Below are 20,275 nucleotides of genomic sequence, written 5' to 3' on the forward strand. Positions count from 1 at the left end.
CGAGCAAGCCGTAGGCTGCGTGGCAATCTTATGAAATAATACAAACTCCTGAGATTGTGGACGTACAATTGCTATGCAAATTCCTCGCAATGACGGAAAAATCGATCCACGCAACAATGACAATAAACACTTTAACTAATATAATTTAGATATGGCTGAAGAGCAAAATAACAATCATAATACCGGTGCTTTATCAGGAGCAGATTCTCCTGAAGTACAAAGAGAATTATCAAAAGTTGCGGTTAGCTTTAATAAGAGTATTGCGATAGTAGTCGTAATTTGTGGTATTTTTATATATATTTTTTATACTCTTTTTTTCGGTACTGAAAAAGAAGAAATACCGGAGACTCAGATACCGAGTAATATTGTAAAACCTGTTATGGAGGTTGATGATAATATTCCGGAGATTCCAAAGTTACCTGATCCGCCTAAGCTTGAGACGCCCACCGCTCCTCCAGCGCCTCTCCCTCCGGTAGTAAAAGTTCCACCGGTCTTACCTCCTACTACTCCTGTAGAAGAGAATAAAGACAAAACGCTTCCATTGCCGCCGGTTTCGTTGCCTTCGACTTCAGGAACGTTAGTTGAGAGCGATGCAGAGAAGCAACGTCGTGAAGCAAAAAGAAAATCAGCTATAGTGTTAATTGGTGGTGTAGAGCCTAAAAAAACACCGGAACAGATTACAGCAGAAACGACCTTTAAAGATCGCGGTGATATGTCTTTGGTTCTCGGACGCGGTAAATTAATTGATGCAGTCCTTGAGACGGCAATAAATAGTGAGCTCGGCGGTGAAATAAGAGCCATTATTAGTAGAGACGTATTTTCTGAGAAGGATAAAGTGATATTGATACCGAAAGGGTCAAAAATATTCGGTAAATATGCAACCTCAACTTCGTCCAATAGTTATGGTAGAGTTTCTATAATATGGGATAGAATCGATTTAACGAGCGGTTATACTATAGAATTCGACTCACCTGCAGTTGATAATTTAGGTAGACCGGGATTACAAGGAAGAGTTGATAATAAATATAAAGAACAATTTGCAAATGCCGTATTACAATCCGGCTTTAATATAGGGCTTGCTAAAGTCCTTGATAAGTTAGTGCCGCCTCCTATAGCGTCTCAGGCAGCGGCTACCAATAGTGCTACGGCAAAACAATTGTTAAATACTGCTCAAACTATTGCGTCTAATACCGCTATGGATGCAAATACTAGGATAGTTACAATTTGTACTAATATACTTGCTGCTATTACCGATAAAACTTCGACTGCTTATACTACTATGACTCAAGCATGTACAACCGCACAAACTGCTTCTTCAGCGAATACTGCTGAGCAGAGACTTCAAACCTTAGTACAGGCAGTTAATACGGCAGCTTCAAGTTTGCTTACTACTACCTCTATAGCATCAACTCCGACGCAAGCACAACAAGCTTCTACTCAAGCTTTTACGGATGTAACGCATGTTGTAAAAAATATGATAACTCAGGAGCAGTTTAAGCCGACGACAACGGTTAATCAAGGTACGCCGGTTAGAATATACGTTAATAAGGATTATAAATTCCCAAAAGCCGTTTTATTAAAATCGAAGGTAATGAAATGAGTGAAGAATTTGCAGCCTTAGAGACGTTTTTACTTCCTTTTAAAAATTTATTTGCTGAAGACGGTATTAACGAAATTATGGTTAATAAGCCCGGAGAAGTATGGGTTGAAAAAAAAGGCGATATATATTCTAAGCAAATACCGGAACTGGATAGCGAACATCTACTTGCATTAGGGAGTTTAGTCGCTCAATCTACCGAACAGATGATTTCAGAAGAAAAACCGCTTCTTTCGGCAACTTTGCCGAATGGCTACCGTATTCAAATAGTATTTCCTCCTGCTTGTGAGATAGGACAAATCATTTATGCTATAAGAAAGCCTAACGGTATGAATCTAACTTTAGATGAATATGCTAAAATGGGGGCATTTGATGATACTGCAACAGAGAGTTTAGTAGATGAAGATGCAGTAATTTTAAATAATTTCTTAGCTGAAAAAAAGATTAAAGAATTTATTAGACATGCAGTTGTTTCAAAGAAAAATATCATAATTAGCGGCGGTACTTCAACCGGTAAAACTACTTTTACTAATGCGGCACTCACTGAAATACCTTCAATAGAAAGATTAATTACTGTAGAAGATGCTCGTGAGGTTGTGCTATCACGCCATCCTAACAGAGTGCATTTACTGGCTTCCAAAGGAGGACAGGGGCGTGCAAATGTTACTACTCAAGATTTAATAGAGGCCTGTTTGCGTTTAAGACCAGATAGGATTATAGTAGGTGAGCTTCGAGGTAAGGAAGCTTTTAGTTTTTTGCGTGCTATTAATACAGGTCATCCCGGTTCAATATCCACACTGCATGCTGATAGTCCCGCTATGGCTATTGAGCAGTTAAAGCTTATGGTTATGCAAGCAGATCTTGGTATGCCGCCTGAAGAAGTAAAAAAGTATATTTTAACCGTTGTAGATATCGTTGTGCAGTTAAAACGCGGTAGCGGCGGGAAAAGATATGTTTCGGAAGTATATTATAAGAAGAACAAGAACGCTGAGGGGATGGTTTAAAAACGTCATTGCGAGGAAAGAAGTAATTGACTAAGCACAATCTCAGGCCACGCTCCTTTTAGTTGCGCGCAATGACGTAAAAATTACTCCACGCAAAAACTAATATATAAGCATAAACTAGGAATATCAATTCATGGAATGGCATAAGATACTTAAAGTTACTAGAAATATATTCGGTCATGCTATAATTCATCCGGTTGTTATTTTTTGTACCATTTGGATAAGCGGTGCATTTGTTGCAATTTTTACTAATGAGGTTGGAGCTTTAGGTGTAAATATAAATGCTATAAATATTGCTTATAAGTGGGCTTATTGGCTTATTAACGTTTGGGGGCAGTTAAAAATTTCCGACTATAATTATTTAAAATTGAAGTTACTTGCCTCTTTTCTCAGTCCGACTATTATTGTTATAATATTTTACATTAAAAATTTTGAAAGAATAAAATCATTACAATTTTTCAAACAAGATGAAAAAGTATATGGAGATGCAAGCTGGGCTAATCCGTCAGATATAGAGGCTGCAGGTCTTAGATCTAAGAAAGGTATGCTGATCGGTGTTGATGCCGGTGGATATTTTGTTGCAGACGGGTTCCAGCATGCTTTATTATTTGCTCCTACCGGTTCAGGTAAAGGTGTAGGGTTTGTGATACCTAACTTGTTATTTTGGAGTGATTCGGTAGTAGTGCATGACATAAAGCTTGAAAATCACGGGTTGACAAGTGGTTGGCGTGAGAAGCAAGGGCAGAAAGTTTTTGTATGGGAGCCTTCTAATCCTGATGGTGTTACTCATTGTTATAATCCGATTGATTGGGTTAGTACTAAGCCTGGGCAAATGGTTGATGACGTTCAAAAAATTTCAAATCTTATAATGCCGGAAAAGGATTTTTGGAATAATGAGGCACGAAGCTTATTTTTAGGCGTAACTCTATATTTAATAGCCGATCCTACTAAAACTAAATCTTTCGGTGAAGTAGTGCGTACTATGAGGAGTGACGACGTAGTTTATAATCTAGCGGTCGTACTCGATACGCTTGGTGGTGTAATACATCCTGTTGCATATATGAATATTGCTGCATTTTTGCAAAAAGCCGATAAAGAGCGTTCCGGCGTAATATCTACAATGAACTCATCGCTTGAATTATGGGCAAATCCACTTATTGATTCAGCTACAGCATCTTCTGATTTCAATATACAAGAATTTAAAAAAGTCAAAACAACCGTATATGTAGGGTTAACACCCGATAATATACAGCGTTTACAAAAATTAATGCAGGTGTTTTATCAGCAGGCGACAGAATTTTTAAGCCGCAAAATGCCGGATTTAAAGGAAGAGCCGTATGGAGTAATGTTCTTACTTGACGAGTTCCCGACGCTCGGGAAGATGGATACTTTTAAAGCCGGTATAGCTTATTTTAGAGGTTATAGAGTTCGTTTATTTTTAATTATCCAAGATACACAGCAGTTAAAAGGAACATATGAAGATGCCGGGATGAATTCTTTCTTATCTAATGCAACATATCGTATTACTTTTGCCGCTAATAACTATGAAACGGCAAATTTAATATCGCAGCTTGTCGGTAATAAGACGGTAGAACAAAGATCATTTAGTAAACCTTTATTTTTTGATCTTAATATTGCTACTAGAACCCAAAACGTTTCTCAGGTTCAAAGAGCTTTACTTTTACCTCAAGAAGTAATACAGTTACCGAGAGATGAGCAAATTGTTTTAATAGAATCCTTTCCGCCTATAAAATCGCGTAAAATTAAGTATTATGAAGATAAGTTTTTTACTAGTAGATTATTACCGCCGACTTTTGTACCTACTCAAGTACCTTTTGACCCTAGGGCAAATAATAATGAGGCTTCGGAAGAGACCGAAACAATAACTGTTCCGGAAAATAATGAGTAAAATGCGTTCAGCTATTATTGATATCGGTTCAAATGCTTTAAGAGCTGTAGTTTATGAAAGTGATGAGCTTGGAGCGCCGGAAATTTTTAATTATAAATTTAGAAATTATCTTACAAATTTACTTAATTTAGATAATTTAGACGTAAAACATCAAACATATTTATCTCTACAATATCTTATTCATATTTTTACCAAACTGTCTGTTACTAATATTCGATGTGTTGCAACAGCTATACTTAGGGGGCATCCTAAAGCAGATGAATTCAAAGCTATAATTAAAAAGAGATTCAATATTGATATTGAAATTATCTCAGGTGAACGTGAAGCTTATTTAACTGCTGCCGGATTAATCTCTGGTATTAGTGATGCTTTCGGTATTGTAGCTGATCTTGGAGGTGGAAGTCTTGAGCTTGCACAGATTGGAAATAAAAAAGTCGGTAAATTAAAATCATTGCCGCTTGGTACAAAAATTATTGTTAGTAGCAATTTTGGTGATGTCGGGCTGATTACTAAAATGCTAGAGGAAGAATTTGGAGCTGCACATTATCCTAATTTATATTTAATTGGCGGTGCATTACGTCTAATGAGCCGTATATACATGGAGTCTATAAATTATCCCCTTAAAAATTTACATAATTTTGAAATAAATCGTGTAGAGTTTGAGTTATATTTAGAGAAATTATCGCAAATCGATAAATTAAAACTGAGTTATTACGCGCAGAAAGTCATAAATTATAATGCAGTTTTAGTAATAAAAGCAATGATTAAGGTATTTTCACCGGAAAAAATTATTATCTCAAATTACGGTTTAAAAGAAGGAGTAAGATTTGACTCGTTGCCGTCTCATGAAACAGAAAAAGATATTATTTATGAGAGGGTGAAGAGATTAGTAAAATTTGATAGAAATATATGTAAAATTGAAAAATATATTGAAGCAGTACAATATCTTGTAATTAATGCCGATGCCACGACTCTTATTATTATTGAACTCGCTATAATGCTAGCACAATATAATAAAAATATTGATAAAACGCTTAGAGCAAATTTTGTTTCGGAATTTATATTATCTTCAGACATTCCTTTTAGTCATAGACAGCGTCTTATGCTAGGTATTGCCCTTACGGTTACTTATACTGCTAAAACTGACATGCAGATTAATAAAATAGCTAAGAAAATGATTAGTAAAAGTGATTATTACAACAGTCATATAATCGGTTATTATATAAAAATTGCTAGAGAAATTGATGGGCCAGAATTTCAAGAGCCTTCTTTTTCGATTAAATTAAAAGACGATAAATTTTTACAAATTAATGCTTCAAATATCTTGCCTAAACAAGTCTTTGAAAAGGTTTGTGAACGTTTAAAAGATATAAGTTCTGCTAGAAAAAATATTAGGTATAATTTTAGTGATTAGGGTTTTTTTGTTATAGTGCTGGATAGTTTTCGAAAAGCCAGTGATGTCATACCTGCGAAAGCAGGGGATACAGGCTAAAAAAATCTTGATTGCAAAGATTTTTTTATTATATTGTTTCACTTTTAAAGTAAAATCTTTAAAAAGCCTTAAAGTACTGGATTCCTGCTTGCGTAGGTATGACATAAAAAGCGCCACACAACAATAGCTAAATTAATTACGCTCCATCAAATGTGTCACAATTATATTCCTTTGTACATCCTATAATAGTAGATTCCATTTTAGGAACTATGTGTTCCGCCCAAAAATCTACCAAAAGTTGCATTACATTAATAATAAGTAAGTCTTCGATGGGATGCAATAAATTATCTATACTAATTTCTAGATACCTAACTATGAACTCTGCAGCGCTATCATCTGATTCTCTGTGTATAAGATTTCCAATTCTTTCTAAGTAGTAAACTTGCTCGCTAGTAAGATCTTTATTTTTTATTATTTGTGGTAGAATCTTGGTTAATATACATTGCAATTGAACTTTTTGATCAGTTGCAAATTATTCATAATAATCCTGTTCTTTTACACAAGGTAATTTTAGTAAATTAATAATTAAATTGGTCACATAATATGGGTATGAGAATTAGTTTTTATAACTTCCTCTAATGCTCTTGTATCTGTTCCGGTCTATAATTATTAAAGTAAAATATAGGTAATATAGTCTCGTTTTTTAAATATTTAATCAATGCTTTACTATTGTTATATTTACTACTAATTTCATTTTTTTCCTCTGGTGTTAATATTAAATGTGCCGTTAAATCAAGTATTGGTTTTGCCGCTCTACTATATTAATATGAACTATTAATTAAACGCTTTAAGCTGTCAAAATTTTTAGGCAAAAATATTTTATCATCATTTTGATATGGTACATTTTTTACGAAATCTGTTTTTAAAATTTGAAAACTATTATTTAGTGGGATACTTGCATTGTACAAAGTTTTCTCTATTGCATAATGTCCAAATTTATGTGCTATTATTGATTCTAAATTTAATTTTTCTGCGCCTATACATATTAGGTTATTGTCTCAATCGTAATGAGAAAATGATTTATTATCAAATATTATTTTTAGGTTATCTTGCACTTTAATATTAACCGCTGCTATTATAGGCTAATAACTTATTTGTAGGCCCCTATTGCAAAAGCTTTGTATAGTTATGAAGAATTATATTGTCATTTAAATCGCTTACATTGTAAGTCCTTGTCATTAAAATAGTAATATAGTAATATCAGAGTTTTCGCTATATGCAATCGGTGATAATTTTTCTATTTTAAATTTTGCAATATTAAGTTCTTCAATATTTATCTCAATTTTATTATATTCAATAAAGCTTTTAAACTCTTGAAAACTTAAATAACTAGCTAATTTTTTAATTCAAATCCTTCTATTTTAAATTCACTAATTGCATTGTTATTGTGCTACTCAATCGTTCTCTTCTTAAACTTAATCAACTCTTGCAACATGCTGCTTTTTGTATCTCTATATTGTATAGTATCAAAATTTATAAATGCTGCTACATCAAGCATAGATGTATCATCGATGTTATATATATATCTATCGTATTCAGCAGAAGTAAAGTGGCTAGGGTTAGCATAAGAAAGAATAAGTGTATATGCTTCTAGATCAAATGACGTAATGGCATGATGTAACCCTAACAAATTATAGCTGTTCTTAGAGGCTAAAATTGATTTTATTTCGTCATATTTTTTAGTTTTTATAAAATTTTTATTAGCTTATTCAAAGCTGTTATGGGTCATTGTGAATAATATTCAGATGGTAAAGACATGTTTTATATCCTATCAAGTTGCTATATTTCATGGTAATATGTTTTATAATAAATAGTATATCTTTCTATTTGTAAAGAAATAATTTTAATTACATTAACGAACATGAACATCTTATTAAGCTCTCTTAGTCTACCTCCCAAATCATTATATAATCCTGAAAACAATAAATATATTAGGATATATGATAAAAAATTATTGGAAAAAGTTTTGGAAGAATAGTACTACCAAATCACAAAATTTTATTGAACTAAACGACATTGCATATGGTAATTTAATCAGAGTCGACATAGAAGCTTATCGCGAAAATGTTATAGTATATAGATGTATTAATTTAATTGCACAATCGGCAGGACATGTTCCGTGGAAAGTGCTTAAAAGTAAAACCGGAGCAGTAATATTTAGACTATCCGGTGCATTATTTACTAAAAAAACCGAATCCCAAAAAAGCCGGAGCGGATTTTGTTAGTGAGCTAATTGCAAGCAAATTATTATGCGGTAATAGTTATATTTTATCAGCTCTAGACTCGTACCCTAAAGAGATTTACTTACTACCGGCTCTTGTTACGGAACTGGTTATAGCACATAACAATTTAGTTGCTTATTTTGATTTGAAATTATTTGTCTGTTAACTCTTGCAGTACCGAAAATTAGCGGTATAGGTTCACCGTAATTAACTGTTACATATTTAAAACTTTCTTTGAAATTTTTAATATTGTCATATTCTATCGGTTCGTGATTTAGTTGATCTAAATACTCACCAAGCATTTTGCCGACAAATCTTCCCACGCTTGAAAATATGCCGCCGCCAAATGCATTTCTAACAGTACCGCCAAGCGAACTAAAAAAACTTCCAAACATATTTACCATATTATAATTAATATGGATTGATATTAGCAGTATGATGTGATAACACTAATATATGTAATTCCTGCGAAAGCGGGAATCTAGGAAAACATATAAAAAAACAAGCTTTTATATGTGTATTTTGTCAAACATGTACCAATTATTAAGGTTATTTTTTCTGGATTCCCGCTTTCGCAGGAATTACATAGAAAATCACAGGGTGATATGCTGCCTTTAAAAAAATGGAAATCATAAATGTTTAAAAAATATATATTTATTCTAATATTATTTATTGCTTCTATAGCTCGTGCAGAAATTATAGAAGTGGATAGTTTAAATAAAATAAAACAAGATTTTAAAGAAAATTATAATAAAAATTATGTACCTCAGGATTTATTAGTAGTAACGGTTCTAGATGATTTTTTGTTTAAGTCTTTAGTGCCTATCGTTACACAACTTGATAAAGACATTTATCTTACACTAACTCCTCTTTTACTTAATATTAATAAAAATTCAAAAGCTATTTATATAAAGCAATTGGTTTTAACTAATGATAGTTATAAGAAAGAATTACAAGAATCTGATTTTCCAAATTTTGTAAATGAAATGAGTAATAGTAAAATCCCCATAATAGCAGTAAATGATGGGTTTACCGGTAATTTTAATAATATTCCTAAATTTGAGATATGGTTTGCCGATTATTTAAAGAAAAATTTTGATATTGATTTTTCAAATAGTTTTCCAAACAATAATTATATTATTTTTAATAATTTCGACAGTTTTGCTAATACTTATCCGGTATTTTATAAGGGTATATTGACGAGTAATAATATATCGGAAGCGGAAATGATACTCAATTTCCTTATTCAAATGAATTTTATACCGAAATGCTTTATAATGATTAGTAGTAGCATAGAATTACTAAGCTCAATGGAATTGCAACTTAATAGTTATAGTTCTAATATATTATTTATTGGTTATCATTATAATAATAAAAATACTCAGAAAAATAAAGATGTTGCATATTATACTAAACTGATTAATGATTTAATATCTCAAATAAATAAGCTAAAAAGAAATAATCCACCTTTAAAGAATAATAATGCAAAAGGTAAAAATCCTTATGACACGAATAAATAAAGTTTTATTGAGTTTACTTTGCTTAGTTATTTCGTATGCGGGCTACGGTCAAATTATTCCTACTTACTCCGTAGATTCAGTAACAATGAAAAACTTATTACCGAAGATAGATGCAGATACGCTGGTACTTATAAATATAGATAATACTATCATAACACCGAAATCCAAATTATTTCGATATCAGGATAATTCTTATATAAATTTTACTAAATATTTATATAGTCTTGCAGCGGATAACGCATCAGTTAATAAAACTATTGCAAAATTGATAGTGCAGCGTCAGATGATGCTTGTTGAATCTAAATGGGTAGATTTAATTAATAAGATGAAACAGCAAGGTGCAACGGTTTTAGGTCTTCAGGAAATAACGGCCCCATGTAATTTAATTGAAAATTATGAAGGATGGTTATATACCTTACTTTACGGACTCAATATTAATTTTACTAATAAAGTTAATGATAAAGATGTATTTAGATTTAATCCAAGCGATGCTGAATCCCCTATTTTTTATTTAGGTATAATATTTACCGGTAATATAAATAGAGTAAAAGCTCTTATAGAGTTCTTAAAAATTATACCGAAACAACCTAAAAAAATAGTAATTTTTGCAAATAATAAAAAAGATTTAGAAAATATGGACTCTTATTTAAGTATGGTTGATATAGGATATTATGGAATTGAATATTTGGGGTGGCAAATGTTACCGGGGTCACCTGATCATCAAATCGCTGAGTTGCAGCAATCTACGTTTTTAAATACCGGTCAGTGGTTAGAAGATGATACAGCTGCAAAGATGTTAAATAAATAATTATGAATGACAATTTAATTAATGCTTTAAAAGATTTAATTATTAATACCGGCAAGATTGCACTAGATATAAAAAAGGCAGGAATGTTGACTGATATTAAATCAGATGGGTCAGTAGTCACTAATGCCGATAAGGAAATTAGTAAAATAATTTATCAAACTCTACAAACCTTAACCTCTCAAATAGCTATAGTATGTGAAGAGCAGCCGCTACCTATATTCAGCAGTGATACTTTTTGGTTAATTGATCCTATTGATGGGACATGGAGCTATGTAAACGGTAAAAGTACATATACGGTCAATATAGGGCTTATTGAAAACGGTTTTCCAACCATCGGCTTGATATATCACCCTGAAACAGCAAAGCTATATTATACTGATGTAAACGGTCGGTTAAAAATCGAACAGAATTCTAAAGAAATATTTGTTAATAATGAACCTAAACATGAAGAGCTTCATGCGGTAATAGGTTTTTATAATTCAAATAAAGCTACTAAAGAATTTTTAAGTAAGTATTCATTCGGTCAAATAAATGCAATAGGCAGTTCAATGAAACTATGCTTAATTGCTGAAGGAGCAGCTGATATATATCCAAAATTCGGTCAAACTATGGAATGGGACATAGCGGCAGGTCATGCTTTAATTAAAGCCGGCGGTGGTAATATTTTAGATACGCATGGACAAGAAATTACTTACGGTAAAGAAAGTTTCGCTAATCCTAATTTTTTCGCCTGTAGTAAATATTGGTTGGAAAGGGAGGCAAGGTTGCATAGATACTAGATTGTCATTGCAAGCAGCAGTAGGCTGCGTGGCAATCTCATGAAATAATAACAAAATCCTGAGATTGCTTTGTCAAAACTTGCAGTTTTTCCTTGCAATGATGAAAAAACTGATCCACGCAGGCACTGCCAAACTCGCATCAAACCAACTTCTTTAACTCATAAATTAACTCAAGGGCTTCTTTAGGGGATAGTTTATCAGGATCGATAGTGCTGAATTTTTTATCTAATTTGCTGCTTATAGTAGTTTTATTAGGTTCAAGATAAAACAAACTCAAATTATTTGATTCCGTTGATAAAATATTTTTTCCTTTACCTGTAGAAGTTTTTTCAAATTTAAGCAGAATCTGCTCAGCTCTGTTTATAACACTCGCAGGAAGACCGGCAAGAGCTGCAACATGAAGACCGTAGGACCTATCGGCAGCACCTGATATAATATTATGTAAAAATAGAATATCTTTACCTGACTCCTCAATAGCAATAGTATAATTTTGCAAAGCCGGCAGAAAATTACTCATAACGGTTAGCTCATGATAGTGCGTTGCAAATAAACAGCGACATTTCAGCTTATCATGAATATATTCAAGCACCGACCATGCTATAGATACCCCGTCATAAGTGGATGTGCCTCTACCTACCTCATCAAGTATGATTAGTGAGTTGTTTGTAGATTGAGCAAGGATTGCCGAGGTTTCAAGCATCTCTGCCATAAAGGTCGATTGTCCCTTAATTAAGTCATCGGCAGCACCTATTCGGCTAAATATTTTGTCGACTACCCCTATTTTAGCACTTTTTGCCGGCACGAACGAGCCTATTTGAGCAATGATTGCAATAATGGCGTTTTGACGTAAAAAAGTACTTTTACCTGCCATATTAGGACCGGTAATTAACCAAATACGCTCAAGCTCTGATAAATGACAATCATTATATACAAAGCTTTTGCTTTCTCGCTGTAGTGCTTGCTCTACTACAGGATGCCGTCCTTTAACGATATCAAAGCTTAAATCATCGGTAAACTCAGGCTTAACATAATCATATTCATCAGCGATGTAAGCAAAATTACAAAATACGTCAAGCCCGCTTAAGGAGCTTGCAAGCATTCGTAAATAGGAAGCTTTTTCGATTACTTGGCTACAAATATCCGCATATAATTCTTTTTCTAAGCTTATTACTAAGGTTTTAGCATTGACTAACTCACTTTCAAGCTGTTGTAGTTCAGCAGTAGTGTAACGAACATGATTAACCGTTGTTTGACGGTGAATAAATTTAGGATCAAGGATTTTATTAACATTTTTAGCGGTGATATCGATAAAAAGCCCTATAACATTATTATGAGATATTTTTAAACTGTCTATTCCCGTTTCTTTGCGATATTGATCTTTTAGCTTTTCAATATATAATTTTCCGTTATTAATTAAATCATGTAATTGGGCTACTTTCGGATTATATTCATGTTTTATTATACCTCCGTCATTTAAATTATTCGGTGCATCTTCTCGTATTGTTTCGTCTATTAAATTATATAATTCTGCATCACCTGATAGAGGTTTAATAATTTTTTCGATAAAATCAGGTAAATTAAAACCGTAAGCGTCAAAGAATACTCCTTTAATAATCGTTGCCGTTTCTAAAGTATATTTAATGCTAAGTAAATCACGACCTGAACTTCTGTTCATCGTAATACGTGTTAAGCAGCGTTCTATATCACTAGTTTTTTTTAGAAGTTCTCTAATTTTTTTTACTATTTCTAAGTTGGAATAAAAGAACTCGGTAATATTTAAACGATGATTTATTTTAGCAATGTTGGTTAAAGGACTTGAAAGAAAATGATATAGTAAACGTCCACCTTGTTTAGTAACCGTATGATTAAGGGTGCTTAATAAACTTCCTTGCGAGCCGCCTTGTGAGTTTGTGACAATTTCAAGGTTGCGTCTAGTAGAGAAATCAATAGTCATATAGCTATGAAAATTGATAATTCTAGGGATTGGCAAATGAGGAATATTTTGTTTTTGCGTTAACGATAAATATTCTAAAACGCTACCTATGGCACAAATTTGACTACTAGATATCTCGCCGATTCCTTTAATATCTTTCATTTTATAAAAATCTAAAATGATTTTTTTGCATTTATTAATCGCAAAAAAACTATCAACTTGATAGGTAATACGAAAATTTAATTGTTTGAAAATACTATCCGCAAGATTAGAAGATCTCAGATTTTCGCTAAGCAGAATTTCACGAGGTTTTAAACGAGCCAGCTCATTAAGAATTTCCGTTTCCGGTACATTAACTACAACAATTTCGGAAGTAGAAAGATCAACATAACAAAGGCTAGCTGTTTCTTTATTTTTCGGTATTACGAGACTTGCTAAATAATTAGGTTCGGCTGAAGCAATTAAATTTTCTTCAATTATAGTTCCCGGAGTTATAATACGTGTAACATCCCTAGTAACTACCGCTTTATAACCGCCTCTATTCTTTGCTTCTTCAGGTGTTTCTAGTTGATCACAAATAGCAACCTTATAATTTTCTTCAATTAACTTCGTTAAATAATTCTCAAGGGCATGATAAGGTACCCCGCACATCGCAATTTCTTCTTCGCCGTTTTTGCCGCGCTTTGTTAAAGCAATGCCAAGTACATTGCTTGCTAGAATTGCATCTTCATAGAACATTTCATAAAAATCACCCATTCTAAATAGTAGTAAACAATCTAAATGAGCAAATTTAATGTCTAGATATTGCTGCATCATTTTCGTTGCAACATCGTAATTATATTTTTGTTTCAACTCTTGAAGATTCATATTAAGCAGCATAATTTATATTGTAGTTTGGCTTTATTGCATGGATACCGAATCGTCATTGCGAGCGACTGCAAGGAGCGTAGCAATCTTATGAAATAGTGCAAAATGCCTGAGATTGCCACGTCGAGGCTTTGCCTCTCCTCGCAATGACGGATAATAACAATGTTTAACAGTTTATACAACTATTTTATCTTTGATAGGCGGGTGCTATGTCTGCCGCCTTCAAATTGGGTAGTTAAAAACTTATCTATAATATCAAATACTATTTTTTGGTCTATGGTTTTTGCTCCGAGTATCAAGATATTAGCGTCATTATGAGCTTTAGCATTTTCGGCAGTTAATATATTGTTGCACAAAGCGGCTCTTATTTCCGAGCTACGATTCGCAGCTATAGACATACCAATCCCCGTATCACTAATTAAAATACCGATAGGTGCTGATTTTTCAATAATAATATCTACTACTTTCTTAGCATAATCAGGATAATCAACAGTTTGTGTATTATTTGTTCCGCAGTCATAAATCTTTAGAGATTTCTGCTCTAAATAATTGATAATTTCAGACTTAAGCTCATAACCTGAATGATCACTAGCTATGACAATATTATAAGTTTTCATAGTTAATTTTTTGATGGAAAATAATGATAAAAATTATATACTATGTAAGATTTGTTTTCTAATGTAAATAATAGTTTTGTTAAATATATGAAATATCCTGTTGTACTTAGTATCGTTATATGTTTTTGTTTAGTTGCTTGTGTTGATCAGCCACCGGCTCCAATTGAGTATAAAGTAGGAGATGTTACTGTAAATAATAATTCTACCGCACTAGATCACGATGAGGGTATGATAGTTCAAAGAACGATGGAAGACAATCCCGCGTCAGAAAAAGTTAGCGGTAGACTTGAAGAGCCAAAGGCAAAAATTATAGAAGATGATAATGATGATATTGAGATTCCTATGTCGCGGAATGAAGACGAAGATGAAGAATCGATAGAACAATTAAACTTTGTAAAACCGTTAAATGGGGTAATTATTACCGAGTTTAAAGCCGGTAAAAGTAAAGGGATAGATATTGTAGCTAAAGAATATAGTGAAGTTAAATCGATAGCTGCAGGAACGGTAATATATTCAGGTTATAATAAGCAATTCGGTAATTTAGTAATAGTTAAATTAGATAAAGACGATCTAGAAGTAGCATATGCGAGTTTAGATGATTTATTACTGAAAAAAGGTGATAAAATTGCTAGAAATAGTGTTATCGGACATGTAGAACATAAATTATATTTTGCTATGCGTAAAAATAAAATAGCAGTTGATCCTAATAAGTATATAGAATTTTAAATGGAAGATGTTATTACTCTTACCAAATATGGTGAACCTCAAAATGTTATAGTAAGAAGGAGTAGCAAAGCTAAAAATATAGCCATCCGCATTACGTCTAAAGGTGCAGAGCTTGTATTACCTCTTAAGGTAAAAGCCGAAAAAGGTCATAATTTTTTGTTAAGTCAAGAATATTGGGTTAGGCAAAAATTACGTCGTAATGTAACTGCGATACCAAAAGATGAAGATAAGATTTCTATTTTGGGTAAATCTTATGAAATAATACATATTGATTCGTCTCAAAATCAGATAAAATTAAATGATTCTACGTTAGAAGTGTATTGTTGTAGTCAGGTACTAAAAAAACTTAGTATAGAAGTATTCCTTAAAAAGAAATTATTAGCAGAAATAAAAATAATAGTAGAGAATATATCTAAAAAACATAATTTGACTTATTCCAATATTAGAATAATGGAAAATGTTAGCCGTTGGGGGAGTTGTTGTAGCAAAGGGAATCTTGTTTTTAATTGGCGGGTAGTTTTTGCCCCCTTTGAAGTACTGAAATATTTAGTAGCTCACGAAATGGCACATTTAAAAGAAATGAACCATAGTAAAAATTTTTGGGAGCTAGTTGAGTATATATATCCCGAATACCAACCGGCAAAATTATGGCTAAAAAGAAACGGTAAGAATTTATATAGTTATTTGCCATAACTTTATGTCATTCCTGAGAAAGCGGGAATGACATAAAACAAGCCATGCAACAACGCAGTAATGACATCGGAAAGGTTAATTTAAAGAAAAACATAAAGGATAAATAGAATGCATAACACCACAAAAAGAGTAACAGTCCCGGCACTTGAAGCAATCTTATATGAGCCTATAAAAGTGTTAGATTACGGCTTTATTAGAGTTATCGACTATATGGGGGATGATAGTGCTATAGTACAAGCAGCTCGTGTGTCTTACGGTAAGGGTACGAAGCAATTAAACCAAGATAAAGGGCTGATAAACTACTTGCTTCGTCATTATCATACCACTCCTTTTGAGATGTGTGATATCAAGTTCCATATTAAACTACCGATATTTATTGCAAGGCAATGGATTAGGCATAGAACAGCTAGCGTTAACGAATATTCGGCAAGGTATTCTATTTTAGGTAATGAATTTTATCTACCTGAACCGGCAAATATTGCTTCCCAATCTGCTGTAAATAAACAATGTAGGGAAGGGGATAGCTTACCGAAAGAAGTGGCTGAAAAGGTCCTTGCAATTTTAGAGGAAGATGCTAGACAGTGCTACGGGCATTATAAAGAACTGATGAATGCCGATGAAGAGGGTAATATTATAGATGAGAACGCCACAGGGATAGCAAGAGAGCTTGCTCGTATGAATTTAACTTTAAATTATTATACGGAATGGTATTGGAAGATTAATTTACATAATTTACTTCATTTTTTAAGATTGCGAGCCGACCCTCACGCTCAATATGAAATTAGAGTTTATGCTGAAAAGATGCTTGAGATAGTCAAAGATTGGGTTCCTTTTGTTTACGAAGCTTTTGAAGAATATCGTTTGCAGGGAGCAAACATTTCACGTAAAGGTTTGGATGTAATTAAAAGAATGATAAACGGTGAAAAAGTTACCCATGAAACTAGTGATATGACTAAGAGAGAATGGGAAGAACTGATGAAGATTTTTGGGTAATGTATGTCATTCCTGCGAAAGCAGGAATGACATACAACAACCATAACGGAATTTGATAAAAAGGAGTATTTTAAGTGAGAAATATTATATATTTTATACTATCACTATTATTTAGCGTTACCAGCTATGCACTTGAAACAATAAACATTGAGCATGGGCGAGCTGACCCAACACCTATAGCGGTCAATAAATTTGATGCCGATAATTCTGCCGCTGATGTATTAGGTCACGATATGGTTAAAGTTATCTCTAATGATTTAAAGCTTTCGGGGTTATTCCGTCCTATTTCTGCTGCCTCTTTTATAGAAGAGAAGACAGGAATAGAATATAAACCGCTTTTTGCTGCATGGCGTCAAATTAATGCTAGTCTTTTAGTAAACGGTGAAGTTAAAAAACTAGAAAGCGGTAAATTTCAAATTAGCTTTATATTATGGGATACGTTGCTTGAAAAACAGCTCGTCGGTGAAATTCTTGAAGTACCGAAAAATCTATGGAGAAGAGCAGCACATAAAATTGCTGATAAAATTTATGAAAAAATTACCGGTGATGCAGGTTATTTTGACACTAAAATAGTGTATGTATCAGAAAGCAGCTCTTTACCGAAAATAAAAAGAATTGCTTTGATGGATTATGACGGTGCTAATAATAAATACCTTACCAATGGAAAGTCACTAGTCTTAACCCCAAGATTTGCTCGTTCGGCGGATAAGATTTTTTATGTTTCATATGCTACTAAAAGAAGAGTACTTGTTTATGAAAAAGATTTAAAAACAGGCAAAGAAAGTGTAGTAGGTGATTTTCCCGGTATATCTTTTGCTCCTAGATTCTCACCAGACGGTAGAAAAGCTGTAATGTCGATAGCTAAAAACGGCTCGACGCATATTTATGAAATCGACCTTGCTACTAAACGGCTTCATAAATTGACTGACGGATTCGGTATTAATACCTCTCCTAGCTATTCACCGGACGGTACAAAAATTGTATATAATTCCGATAGAAACGGTGTGCCTCAATTATATATCATGAATTCAGACGGAAGTGACGTTCAGCGTATTAGTTTTGGCGGTGGTTCTTACGCAGCTCCTAGCTGGTCGCCTAGAGGAGACTATATAGCATTTACTAAGATTACTAAAGGAGACGGAGGAAAAACTTTTAATATCGGAATTATGAAAGCATGTCCTCAAGATGATAAGAATAGTGAAAGGATAATAACAAGCGGATATTTAGTCGAAAGTCCTTGTTGGTCGCCTAACGGACGAGTTATTATGTTTGCTAAAGGTTGGCCGTCGAGCGCTAAAGCTCCAGGAAAAAACAAAATTTTTGCAATTGATCTAACAGGTCATAATGAAAGAGAAATTATGACACCGGCAGATGCTTCTGATCCAGAATGGTCAGGTGTACTGAACTAATGTCATTTCTACGGAAGCATTGTTGGGTGGATCGTTTTTCCGTTGTCATACCGTGACTTAATCGCGGTATCCAGTAAAATACTATTAGTTGTTTTTGGATCCTGTGGTCAAGCCACGGGATGACAGTCCAATAAGGCTTAAGCTACTTCTCTACTATGGTTTAAAATAAACTTCTTTATTTTTTCAAAAGCCGTATTTTCTATTTGTCTAATACGTTCCTTAGAAATATTATACTCATTGCTTAGAATATCTAGAGTTTTAGGAGTATCCGTTAATTTACGCTCTGTTAAAATACGCAGTTCCCTGTCATTTAAAATCTTCATAGCATTTGATAGTAACTGCCTTTTACTGGTAGAATTTTGCTTATTAATAGCCATAGCTTCAGGAGTAGGGCGTGTTTCCGGTAATAGTTCTATTAATTCTCCGGATTCTGCATCGTCATTATTTATAGAGTTATTTAACGATAAATCAGGACCTGAAATTCTAGTATTCATTGCAGAAACTTCATTAACCGAAACGCCTAGCTCATCTGCTATTTGTACAAAATCATCGGTAGTAATAGCCCTTGAGTATAAATTAGTAATTTTATGCTTAACTTTATTAAGACTAAAAAATAATTTTTTTTGTGCGGTCGTTGTTCCCATCTTTACTAATGACCAAGATTTTAATATATATTCTTGTATGGCTGCTTTAATCCACCACATCGCATATGTTGATAGGCGAAAACCAAGTTCGGGATTGAATTTTTTTACTGCCTGCATTAAACCTATATTACCTTCTGAAACCAATTCGGTAATAGGAAGACCGTAAGTCCTATAGCCGCTTGCAATTTTTGCAACAAGTTTAAGATGGCTTGTTACTAATTTATGTGCAGCTTGTAAATCATTCCCTTCTAAATAGGATTTTGCTAATAACAATTCTTCTTCTTGCGTAAGTGAAGGAATTTTATTGATTTTCTGTAAGTAGCTATAAAATCCTGATTCGCTAGAAATTGCTAATGCATTAATATTATTAGTCATACTAACCTTAAAAACTATTTTTTTATACTAACACTTTTATACTAACACATATATGATCTAAAATAAACTTTTTCTAGAATATTTTTAAATAAAATCAAATAATGTCTAAAAAATCCAATAAAAATTTAGCTTTTTCCTTGCTGGGATTAATAATTAGTATGGTGTTACTCAGTTTTGCTTCCGTACCTATCTATAATTTATTTTGTAAAGTTACAGGATATGGCGGCACTACTGCAAAAGAAACGGTGAGTGTATATTCTAAGGTAAAAGGCACTAAACCTATAATTATCGAGTTTGATGCTAATGTTGATAAAGATTTACCTTGGCGGTTTATTCCAAGGCAGCAAAGAGTGCAAATTGTTCCGGGGCAGAATACTCTAGTGTTCTATGAAACGGAGAATCTAAGCGATAACGATATAATAGGTACTTCCGTATATAATGTTACTCCAAATAAAGCAGGAAAATATTTCGTAAAAATTCATTGTTTTTGTTTTGAAGAACAATTATTAAAAGCCGGCGAAAGAGTCTTAATGCCGGTTACATTTTATATAGATAAGGATTTTGAGCTTGACCCTGAAATGCAAGACATTAAAGTACTTACTTTATCTTATAGTTTTTTTAAAGTACGAGAGATGTCGTCATTGCGAGGAAATTACGTAAGTAATTGACGAAGCAATCTCAGGAGTT

Annotated in this window: 18 protein-coding genes and 1 pseudogene; 13 read left to right on the plus strand and 6 right to left on the minus strand. The window is 33.1% G+C overall.

Annotated elements, in window-relative coordinates; translation table 11 throughout:
• Window positions 1–151: 151 nt before the first annotated feature.
• The 4 genes from RSA_RS01980 to RSA_RS01995 all read left to right on the plus strand — a co-directional run bounded on the left by RSA_RS01980 (window position 152) and on the right by RSA_RS01995 (window position 5,924).
• On the plus strand, window positions 152–1,600 hold the full coding sequence (locus tag RSA_RS01980) for a TrbI/VirB10 family protein (RefSeq protein ID WP_014364556.1): 1,449 nt from the start codon (window positions 152–154) through the stop codon (window positions 1,598–1,600).
• On the plus strand, window positions 1,597–2,601 hold the full coding sequence (virB11, locus tag RSA_RS01985) for a P-type DNA transfer ATPase VirB11 (protein ID WP_012150601.1): 1,005 nt from the start codon (window positions 1,597–1,599) through the stop codon (window positions 2,599–2,601). The genes RSA_RS01980 and virB11 overlap by 4 nt, the downstream gene beginning before the upstream one ends.
• 133 nt (window positions 2,602–2,734) lie before the next feature.
• Window positions 2,735–4,510 carry a type IV secretory system conjugative DNA transfer family protein gene (locus RSA_RS01990; RefSeq protein ID WP_014364557.1) on the plus strand — a complete coding sequence of 592 codons (1,776 nt, stop codon included), beginning with the start codon at window positions 2,735–2,737 and terminating at the stop codon, window positions 4,508–4,510.
• Between the two features lies 1 nt (window position 4,511).
• Complete coding sequence (locus tag RSA_RS01995) at window positions 4,512–5,924, plus strand: Ppx/GppA phosphatase family protein (RefSeq protein WP_014364558.1); 1,413 nt, start codon at window positions 4,512–4,514, stop codon at window positions 5,922–5,924.
• Here RSA_RS01995 and RSA_RS10215 read toward each other — a convergent pair.
• Both RSA_RS10215 and RSA_RS02005 read right to left on the minus strand, forming a co-directional pair.
• Window positions 5,921–6,107: pseudogene (locus RSA_RS10215) on the minus strand (hypothetical protein). The gene RSA_RS01995 and the pseudogene RSA_RS10215 overlap by 4 nt on opposite strands.
• Before the next feature lie 1,285 nt (window positions 6,108–7,392).
• A complete protein-coding gene (locus tag RSA_RS02005; RefSeq protein WP_331270651.1) occupies window positions 7,393–7,692 on the minus strand; it encodes a hypothetical protein in 300 nt (99 codons plus the stop codon).
• 250 nt (window positions 7,693–7,942) lie between these two features.
• Between RSA_RS02005 and RSA_RS02010 the strand changes: the two genes are divergently transcribed.
• Window positions 7,943–8,227 (plus strand): hypothetical protein, encoded by a 285-nt coding sequence (locus RSA_RS02010; protein WP_012262299.1) that lies wholly within the window; start codon window positions 7,943–7,945, stop codon window positions 8,225–8,227.
• Between the two features lie 107 nt (window positions 8,228–8,334).
• Here the strand turns inward: RSA_RS02010 and RSA_RS02015 are convergent, their stop codons facing one another.
• Window positions 8,335–8,619, minus strand: a complete 285-nt coding sequence (locus tag RSA_RS02015) for a hypothetical protein (protein WP_012150606.1) — start codon at window positions 8,617–8,619, stop codon at window positions 8,335–8,337.
• Between the two features lie 240 nt (window positions 8,620–8,859).
• Between RSA_RS02015 and RSA_RS02020 the strand changes: the two genes are divergently transcribed.
• From RSA_RS02020 to RSA_RS02030, 3 genes are read left to right on the plus strand one after another with little or no spacing between them, the layout of a single operon-like run.
• Entirely contained in the window at window positions 8,860–9,744 is an 885-nt protein-coding gene (locus RSA_RS02020) for a DUF2608 domain-containing protein (protein ID WP_014364562.1), read from the plus strand.
• Window positions 9,707–10,552 (plus strand): DUF2608 domain-containing protein, encoded by an 846-nt coding sequence (locus RSA_RS02025; protein ID WP_014364563.1) that lies wholly within the window; start codon window positions 9,707–9,709, stop codon window positions 10,550–10,552. Before RSA_RS02020 ends, RSA_RS02025 begins: the two co-directional genes overlap by 38 nt.
• A gap of 2 nt (window positions 10,553–10,554) precedes the next feature.
• A complete protein-coding gene (locus tag RSA_RS02030) occupies window positions 10,555–11,331 on the plus strand; it encodes a 3'(2'),5'-bisphosphate nucleotidase CysQ family protein (protein WP_012150609.1) in 777 nt (258 codons plus the stop codon).
• A 139-nt stretch (window positions 11,332–11,470) separates the two neighbouring features.
• On the opposite strand, the gene mutS is transcribed toward RSA_RS02030, so the two are convergent.
• Window positions 11,471–14,131, minus strand: coding sequence for a DNA mismatch repair protein MutS (gene mutS / locus RSA_RS02035; RefSeq protein WP_014364564.1), 2,661 nt, complete (start codon window positions 14,129–14,131; stop codon window positions 11,471–11,473).
• A 182-nt stretch (window positions 14,132–14,313) separates the two neighbouring features.
• Window positions 14,314–14,748: a ribose 5-phosphate isomerase B gene (rpiB, locus tag RSA_RS02040; RefSeq protein WP_010977056.1), complete on the minus strand. Its 435-nt coding sequence runs from the start codon at window positions 14,746–14,748 to the stop codon at window positions 14,314–14,316.
• A 51-nt stretch (window positions 14,749–14,799) separates the two neighbouring features.
• On the opposite strand from rpiB, the gene RSA_RS02045 reads away from it, so the two are divergent.
• The 4 genes from RSA_RS02045 (at window position 14,800) to tolB (ending at window position 18,569) form a co-directional block, all read left to right on the plus strand.
• Window positions 14,800–15,474, plus strand: coding sequence for a murein hydrolase activator EnvC family protein (locus RSA_RS02045; protein WP_014364565.1), 675 nt, complete (start codon window positions 14,800–14,802; stop codon window positions 15,472–15,474).
• The gene (locus tag RSA_RS02050) at window positions 15,475–16,167 is read left to right on the plus strand and encodes a M48 family metallopeptidase (protein WP_014364566.1); all 693 of its coding nucleotides are present in this window, start codon (window positions 15,475–15,477) and stop codon (window positions 16,165–16,167) included.
• A 108-nt stretch (window positions 16,168–16,275) separates the two neighbouring features.
• Window positions 16,276–17,160: an FAD-dependent thymidylate synthase gene (thyX, locus tag RSA_RS02055; protein WP_014364567.1), complete on the plus strand. Its 885-nt coding sequence runs from the start codon at window positions 16,276–16,278 to the stop codon at window positions 17,158–17,160.
• A 74-nt stretch (window positions 17,161–17,234) separates the two neighbouring features.
• Complete coding sequence (gene tolB / locus RSA_RS02060; RefSeq protein WP_014364568.1) at window positions 17,235–18,569, plus strand: Tol-Pal system beta propeller repeat protein TolB; 1,335 nt, start codon at window positions 17,235–17,237, stop codon at window positions 18,567–18,569.
• A gap of 137 nt (window positions 18,570–18,706) precedes the next feature.
• Here tolB and rpoH read toward each other — a convergent pair whose 3' ends face one another.
• Window positions 18,707–19,588 (minus strand): RNA polymerase sigma factor RpoH, encoded by an 882-nt coding sequence (rpoH, locus tag RSA_RS02065; protein WP_014364569.1) that lies wholly within the window; start codon window positions 19,586–19,588, stop codon window positions 18,707–18,709.
• A 101-nt stretch (window positions 19,589–19,689) separates the two neighbouring features.
• On the opposite strand from rpoH, the gene RSA_RS02070 reads away from it, so the two are divergent.
• Complete coding sequence (locus RSA_RS02070; RefSeq protein ID WP_004996151.1) at window positions 19,690–20,256, plus strand: cytochrome c oxidase assembly protein; 567 nt, start codon at window positions 19,690–19,692, stop codon at window positions 20,254–20,256.
• Window positions 20,257–20,275 lie beyond the last annotated feature (19 nt).

The organism is Rickettsia philipii str. 364D, assembly GCF_000283995.1.
Taxonomy (GTDB): domain Bacteria; phylum Pseudomonadota; class Alphaproteobacteria; order Rickettsiales; family Rickettsiaceae; genus Rickettsia; species Rickettsia rickettsii.

What these genes read in the sequence shown, in the direction of transcription:
- RSA_RS01980 (WP_014364556.1), top strand. Translation starts at nt 152, where the DNA reads ATGGCTGAAGAGCAAAATAACAATCATAATACCGGTGCTTTATCAGGA.
- virB11 (WP_012150601.1), top strand. Translation starts at nt 1,597, where the DNA reads ATGAGTGAAGAATTTGCAGCCTTAGAGACGTTTTTACTTCCTTTTAAA.
- RSA_RS01990 (WP_014364557.1), top strand. Translation starts at nt 2,735, where the DNA reads ATGGAATGGCATAAGATACTTAAAGTTACTAGAAATATATTCGGTCAT.
- RSA_RS01995 (WP_014364558.1), top strand. Translation starts at nt 4,512, where the DNA reads ATGCGTTCAGCTATTATTGATATCGGTTCAAATGCTTTAAGAGCTGTA.
- RSA_RS02010 (WP_012262299.1), top strand. Translation starts at nt 7,943, where the DNA reads ATGATAAAAAATTATTGGAAAAAGTTTTGGAAGAATAGTACTACCAAA.
- RSA_RS02015 (WP_012150606.1), bottom strand. Translation starts at nt 8,619, where the DNA reads ATGTTTGGAAGTTTTTTTAGTTCGCTTGGCGGTACTGTTAGAAATGCA.
- RSA_RS02020 (WP_014364562.1), top strand. Translation starts at nt 8,860, where the DNA reads ATGTTTAAAAAATATATATTTATTCTAATATTATTTATTGCTTCTATA.
- RSA_RS02025 (WP_014364563.1), top strand. Translation starts at nt 9,707, where the DNA reads ATGCAAAAGGTAAAAATCCTTATGACACGAATAAATAAAGTTTTATTG.
- RSA_RS02030 (WP_012150609.1), top strand. Translation starts at nt 10,555, where the DNA reads ATGAATGACAATTTAATTAATGCTTTAAAAGATTTAATTATTAATACC.
- mutS (WP_014364564.1), bottom strand. Translation starts at nt 14,131, where the DNA reads ATGAATCTTCAAGAGTTGAAACAAAAATATAATTACGATGTTGCAACG.
- rpiB (WP_010977056.1), bottom strand. Translation starts at nt 14,748, where the DNA reads ATGAAAACTTATAATATTGTCATAGCTAGTGATCATTCAGGTTATGAG.
- RSA_RS02050 (WP_014364566.1), top strand. Translation starts at nt 15,475, where the DNA reads ATGGAAGATGTTATTACTCTTACCAAATATGGTGAACCTCAAAATGTT.
- thyX (WP_014364567.1), top strand. Translation starts at nt 16,276, where the DNA reads ATGCATAACACCACAAAAAGAGTAACAGTCCCGGCACTTGAAGCAATC.
- rpoH (WP_014364569.1), bottom strand. Translation starts at nt 19,588, where the DNA reads ATGACTAATAATATTAATGCATTAGCAATTTCTAGCGAATCAGGATTT.
- RSA_RS02070 (WP_004996151.1), top strand. Translation starts at nt 19,690, where the DNA reads ATGTCTAAAAAATCCAATAAAAATTTAGCTTTTTCCTTGCTGGGATTA.